The 5,981-nt window shown below is 58.6% G+C and carries 7 protein-coding genes; 1 reads left to right on the top strand and 6 read right to left on the bottom strand.

Annotated features, from left to right (window positions below):
• Positions 1–293 (top strand): hypothetical protein (locus tag AC1DRJ_RS17680; protein ID WP_477803292.1); only part of this gene is annotated, 293 nt, incomplete at its 5' end.
• A gap of 136 nt (positions 294–429) precedes the next feature.
• On the opposite strand, the gene fba is transcribed toward AC1DRJ_RS17680, so the two are convergent.
• The 6 genes from fba to AC1DRJ_RS17650 form a co-directional block, all read right to left on the bottom strand.
• On the bottom strand, positions 430–1,494 hold the full coding sequence (gene fba / locus AC1DRJ_RS17675; RefSeq protein WP_477803291.1) for a class II fructose-bisphosphate aldolase: 1,065 nt from the start codon (positions 1,492–1,494) through the stop codon (positions 430–432).
• Between the two features lie 316 nt (positions 1,495–1,810).
• Positions 1,811–2,143: an MliC family protein gene (locus tag AC1DRJ_RS17670; RefSeq protein WP_077431129.1), complete on the bottom strand. Its 333-nt coding sequence runs from the start codon at positions 2,141–2,143 to the stop codon at positions 1,811–1,813.
• Positions 2,144–2,199: 56 nt separating this feature from the next.
• The gene (locus tag AC1DRJ_RS17665; RefSeq protein WP_007945429.1) at positions 2,200–2,421 is read right to left on the bottom strand and encodes a hypothetical protein; all 222 of its coding nucleotides are present in this window, start codon (positions 2,419–2,421) and stop codon (positions 2,200–2,202) included.
• Positions 2,422–2,455: 34 nt separating this feature from the next.
• Entirely contained in the window at positions 2,456–3,619 is a 1,164-nt protein-coding gene (locus AC1DRJ_RS17660) for a phosphoglycerate kinase (RefSeq protein ID WP_477803290.1), read from the bottom strand.
• 17 nt (positions 3,620–3,636) lie between these two features.
• Entirely contained in the window at positions 3,637–4,698 is a 1,062-nt protein-coding gene (gene epd, locus AC1DRJ_RS17655; protein WP_477803289.1) for an erythrose-4-phosphate dehydrogenase, read from the bottom strand.
• Between the two features lie 225 nt (positions 4,699–4,923).
• Positions 4,924–5,981: transketolase-like TK C-terminal-containing protein (locus tag AC1DRJ_RS17650; protein ID WP_477803288.1), on the bottom strand; the 1,058-nt coding region annotated here is incomplete at its 5' end.

Below are 5,981 nucleotides of genomic sequence, written 5' to 3'. Positions count from 1 at the left end.
AAGTAGTACCAGGAACAATAATCCGTGGATTTATGTGCATGAAATGTGCAGGAGCGGACTATAAAACCAAAACAGCGAACGATACTTCCATCGAACGAAATGAATACACTGCAGCAGCTAACTCTGCCTATAAAGCCGCTAAAACCTCTAACCCCTCGATCGACTTTAACAATTTTATTATATCTGGAAAACTAGTTGTATTTGAAGCTGCAGATGCAGATGCAGATGCAGATGCAGATGCAGATGCAGATGCAGATGCATGCACGCGGCCCATGCTATCGCTAAAAAATTGATGCATACGACTCTATATAAAAAACCAATTCCGCAAAGCTCGGCTGCGAGCTCAATTTCGGAGGTAAAACCAACATCCACACATCCAAAAAACCCGCCTCTCGGCGGGTTCTTTATGCGACTCAAAAACTAAGGGCCTTAGTTAACCTTAGCGTTCAACTCACCCTTCAAATACCGCTGATACATCCCTTCCAACGAGATCGGCTTGATCTTCGAAGCATTACCGGCAGTACCAAACTGGTTATAGCGGTCAATGCACACATCACGCATCGCAGTCACAGTCGCGCCGAAGAACTTACGCGGATCAAACTCGCTAGGGTTGGTCGCCATCAAACGACGCATCGCACCGGTGGACGCCAGACGCAGGTCAGTATCAATGTTGACCTTACGCACGCCGTGCTTGATGCCTTCAACGATTTCTTCAACCGGCACGCCGTAGGTTTCTTTGATGTCGCCGCCGTACTGGTTGATGATCGCCAGCCACTCTTGCGGAACCGAAGAAGAACCGTGCATTACCAGATGGGTGTTCGGGATGCGTTTGTGGATTTCTTTGATGCGGTCGATGGCCAACACGTCGCCGGTAGGCGGCTTGGTGAACTTGTACGCGCCGTGGCTGGTGCCGATGGCGATGGCCAGGGCGTCGACCTGGGTGCGTTTGACGAAGTCAGCGGCTTCTTCCGGGTCGGTCAGCATTTGGCTGTGATCCAGAATGCCTTCGGCGCCGATGCCGTCTTCTTCACCGGCCATGCCGGTTTCCAGCGAACCCAGGCAGCCCAGTTCGCCTTCTACCGAAACGCCGCAGGCGTGAGCCATGGCCACGGTTTGTTGGGTAACGCGCACGTTGTAGTCGTAGTCGGTCGGGGTCTTGCCGTCTTCGCCCAGGGAACCGTCCATCATCACCGAACTGAAGCCCAGTTGGATGGAGCGCTGGCAGACGTCAGGGCTGGTGCCGTGGTCCTGGTGCATGCACACCGGGATGTGCGGGAATTCTTCGATCGCCGCCAGGATCAGGTGGCGCAGGAACGGGGCGCCGGCGTATTTGCGAGCACCGGCCGAAGCCTGGACGATCACCGGAGAGTCAGTCTTGTCAGCGGCTTCCATGATGGYGCGCATCTGCTCAAGGTTGTTGACGTTGAAGGCTGGAAYGCCGTAGCCGWWYTCGGCKGCGTGGTCCAGCAWCTGGCGCATGCTGATAAGTGCCATTGTGTGTGTCTCTCCCGGTTTGGGTCGTTAATCGTGCCAGCCTGCCGTAGCGGCGGCGGCTATTCAAGTTATTGCAGATCGGGGGTTGGTCCGGGCTGCGAATTCGGTGCTGCAAAAAACCTTGTATCGCTGAAACTTTGTGGCGAGGGGGCTTGCCCCCGTACGGCTGCGAAGCAGTCGCAAATCGGATGACGCGGACTAACTGAAATACCGCATCCGCTGGCTTCGGGAGCGCTTCGCACTCCAACGGGGGCAAGACCCCTCGCCACAAAAGCCCGCTCCCACATTTGGATCGCTGTACATCAAATCAATCGTGTTATTGCGCTTTACAACCGCGGCCAATCAAATCATTGGTGGCGACCCAGTACACCAGGCCTTCCTCACCTTTCACATGAAACGCCAGCATGTCGTTGCTGTACAGCGAACCTTCGGCGCCCGGCTCAAGCTTCAGGCGATAGACCTGATCGGCCCCGCCCAAGCGCACGTCGACTTCCTTACGGCTATCGTCGGTGTAGCGCCACAGCACTTTGGCCTGGCTGTCGCAGGTCCAGGTGGTCCAGTTATCCACCGGGGCGGACGATTGGAACAGGTTCAACTGAGCGCAACCGGCCAGCAATGCCAGCGCCGTAACGGCGATAAAACCTTTCATCCATGTTCCTCGACTGACGGCGCATGCCGCCAGCCCTGAGTAATGAGTCAGACCCGTCAAGGACAGCCATGTTCCTTGGCGGGTGTCTGCGTTTCGTATTTATCCAGGCCATCCGGCCCGGAACGCTTGTTGATCACAGGATTGGTTTCCGCTTGCCAGTCAGCCTGGTAGCAGCCTTTTTCCTGGGTTTGCGGCGCAGGCTCCGGCGTGGCTTTCGGGTTACTCCCGCAAGCCGCCAACAGGCCCGCTGCGATCAATAGCGTTAACGTCTTGACCATGTAAACACTCCTTTGCCTGGTCAAATGGGCAGGCTCAGGCCTTGGCCCGGCTTTCCAGGACTTCAACGGCTGGCAGCACTTTGCCTTCGACGAATTCGAGGAACGCGCCGCCGCCGGTAGAAATGTAGGAGATCTGATCCGCAACGCCGTATTTATCAATGGCCGCCAAGGTGTCGCCACCGCCAGCGATGGAGAACGCCGAGCTATCCGCGATGGCTTGGGCCAGCACTTTGGTGCCGTTACCGAACTGGTCGAACTCGAACACGCCCACCGGGCCGTTCCACAGAATGGTCTTGGACGACTTCAGCAGCTCGGCGAAATTCGCCGCGGTCTGCGGGCCGATGTCCAGGATCATGTCGTCGGCAGCTACGTCAGTGATTAGTTTGACGGTCGCAGTGGCGCTCTCGGCGAATTCCTTGGCAACCACAACGTCGACCGGCAGCGGCACGCTGACCTTGGCGGCGATGGCGCGAGCGGTGTCCAGCAGGTCTGGTTCGTACAGGGATTTGCCAACCGGGTGACCGGCAGCGGCCAGGAAAGTGTTGGCGATGCCGCCGCCGACGATCAGTTGATTGCAGATCTGGCTCAGGCTGTTCAGTACGTCGAGCTTGGTCGAGACCTTGGAGCCAGCAACGATGGCGGCCATTGGCTGGGCCGGGGCGCCGAGGGCTTTGCCCAGTGCGTCCAGTTCGGCCGCCAACAGCGGGCCAGCAGCAGCGACTTTGGCGAACTTGGCCACGCCGTGGGTCGAACCTTCGGCGCGGTGAGCGGTACCGAAAGCGTCCATCACGAACACGTCACACAGGGCGGCATATTGCTGGGCCAGTTCGTCAGCGTTCTTTTTCTCGCCTTTGTTAAAGCGCACGTTTTCGAACAGCACGATCTCGCCGGCTTTCACATCGACGCCGCCCAGATAGTCAGCCACCAGCGGCACTTCACGACCCAGTGCCTTGCTCAGGTAGTCAGCGACGGGCTTGAGGCTGTTCTCAGCGGAAAATTCGCCTTCGGTCGGACGGCCAAGGTGCGAGCAGACCATCACCGCCGCGCCTTTTTCCAGGGCCAGCTTGATGGTCGGCAGCGAGGCCAGGATTCGCGCATCGCTGGTGACAACACCGTCCTTGACTGGGACGTTGAGGTCTTCGCGGATCAGTACGCGCTTACCTTGCAGATCGAGGTCGGTCATCTTCAACACGGTCATGGGTCGCAATTCCTGAGTTACTGTTTTGGAGAAGCTGTTGGGGTAGTTGCTTGCAGATAATGTTCTGCAACGTCCAGCATTCGGTTGGCAAACCCCCATTCGTTGTCGAACCAGGCCAGGATGTTCACCAGCCGTGGGCCGGAAACTCGAGTCTGACTGGCATCGACGATCGCCGAATGTGGGTCATGGTTAAAATCACAACTGGCGTGAGGCAACTCGGTATAGGCCAGCAGGCCTTTGAGCGGGCCAGTGGTAGCGGCCTCGCGCAGTATCCGGTTGACTTCCGTGGCGTCGGTGTCGCTGACGGTCTGCATCGTAATATCCAAGCAAGACACGTTAACCGTCGGCACGCGTACGGCTTTGGCCTGAATTCGCCCGGCAAGTTCCGGCAGCAATCGTTCGATGCCACGTGCCAGACCGGTGGACACCGGGATCACCGACTGGAACGCCGAACGCGTGCGGCGCAGGTCTTCGTGGTGATAGGCGTCAATGACCGGCTGATCGTTCATCGCCGAGTGAATGGTGGTGATCGACACGTACTCAAGACCAATCGCCTGATTCAGCAGGCGCAACAACGGCACGCCGCAGTTGGTGGTGCAGGACGCATTGGAAACCAGCAGTTCGTCGCCGGTCAGGCAATCCTGGTTCACGCCGTAGACGATGGTGGCGTCGACATCCGCTTCGCTGGCCATCGGTTGGGAAAACAACACACGCGGCGCGCCGGCATCGAGGAACCGCTGGCCGTCTTCACGGGTGTGGTAAGCGCCGGAGCACTCCAGCACCAGATCGACGTCCAGCGACGCCCAATCGATGCCTTCGGGGGTGGCACTGCGCAGGACCTTCACGCAGTCGCCATTAATATGCAGACAATCGCCTTCAACCCGCACTTCACCGGGAAAACGCCCATGCGTGGAGTCGAAGCGTGTCAGGTATTCGATGCTGGCCATGTCAGCCAGATCGTTGATCGCGACAATTTCAAACCCGGCCTTCTCGCCTCGCTCGAACAACGCACGCAAGACGCAACGACCAATCCGGCCATAGCCGTTGAGTGCAACTTTGTAAGGACGCGGTTGAGGCATGGGGTTCTCGATAGGCGCAGGCAGTCGAATTCTTTGTACCAATACGGACCTGTAGCAGCTGGCGCAGCCTGCGTCCGGCCGCGAAGCGGTCGTAAAATCTGGCACCGCGTTCCAGTTGAAGATACGCGTTGTCAGCTTTACGACCGCTTCGCGGCCGGACGCAGCCTTCGGCAGCTGCTACAGGGATCGCGGCAGGCATGAAAACATGACTGCCACGTCCGTGTTTTAGTCTTCCAGCAGCTCTTCAGCCTGACCCAGGATGTTTTCCAGGGTGAAGCCGAACTCTTCGAACAAGGCTGGCGCAGGCGCCGACTCGCCGTAGGTGGTCATGCCGATCACGCGACCTTCCAGGCCCACGTACTTGTACCAGTAGTCCGCGTGAGCGGCTTCGATGGCGATACGGGCGCTGACCTGCAACGGCAGAACTGCTTGTTTGTATCCGGCGTCCTGAGCATCGAACACGCTGGTGCAAGGCATCGACACGACGCGCACTTTACGACCCTGTTCGGTCAGCTTGTCGTAAGCCTGAACAGCCAGGCCCACTTCGGAACCGGTGGAGATCAGGATCAGCTCAGGCTCGCCCGCACAGTCCTTGAGCACATAGCCACCACGGCTGATGTCGGCGATCTGGCCGGCATCACGGGTTTGGTGCTGCAGGTTCTGACGCGAGAAGATCAGAGCCGAAGGACCGTCCTTGCGCTCCAGTGCGTACTTCCAGCACACCGCCGATTCAACGGCGTCGGCTGGACGCCAGGTATCGAGGTTCGGCGTGCAACGCAAGCTGGCCAGTTGCTCGATTGGCTGGTGAGTCGGTCCGTCTTCGCCCAGACCGATGGAGTCGTGGGTGTAGACGTGGATCACACGCTGCTTCATCAGGGCCGACATGCGTACCGCGTTGCGCGCATATTCCATGAACATCAGGAAAGTCGCGCCGTAAGGCACCAGCCCACCATGCAGGGCAACACCGTTCATGATTGCGGTCATGCCGAACTCGCGCACGCCGTAGTACATGTAGTTGCCGCTGGCATCTTCGGCGGTGACGCCTTTGCAACCTTTCCACAGGGTCAGGTTGGAACCGGCCAGGTCAGCCGAACCGCCGAGGAACTCAGGCAGCAATGGGCCGAATGCGTTCAGGGCGTTCTGGCTGGCTTTACGGCTGGCGATGGTTTCGCCCTTGGCGGCCACTTCGGCGATGTAGGCCGAGGCTTTTTCGCTGAAGTCAGCCGGCAGGTCACCGCTCAGACGACGGACCAGTTCGTTGGCTTCGGCAGGGAATGCAGCAG

The sequence above is a fragment of the Pseudomonas sp. P5_B2 genome (assembly GCF_056400445.1).
The sequence above is the reverse complement of the archived record's forward strand: the minus strand, read 5'-3'. Positions and strand labels throughout refer to the sequence as shown.

Coding starts and splice junctions, on each gene's coding strand:
- AC1DRJ_RS17670 (WP_077431129.1), bottom strand. CDS start 2,143: ATGAAAGGTTTTATCGCCGTTACGGCGCTGGCATTGCTGGCCGGTTGC.
- AC1DRJ_RS17665 (WP_007945429.1), bottom strand. CDS start 2,421: ATGGTCAAGACGTTAACGCTATTGATCGCAGCGGGCCTGTTGGCGGCT.
- AC1DRJ_RS17660 (WP_477803290.1), bottom strand. CDS start 3,619: ATGACCGTGTTGAAGATGACCGACCTCGATCTGCAAGGTAAGCGCGTA.
- epd (WP_477803289.1), bottom strand. CDS start 4,698: ATGCCTCAACCGCGTCCTTACAAAGTTGCACTCAACGGCTATGGCCGG.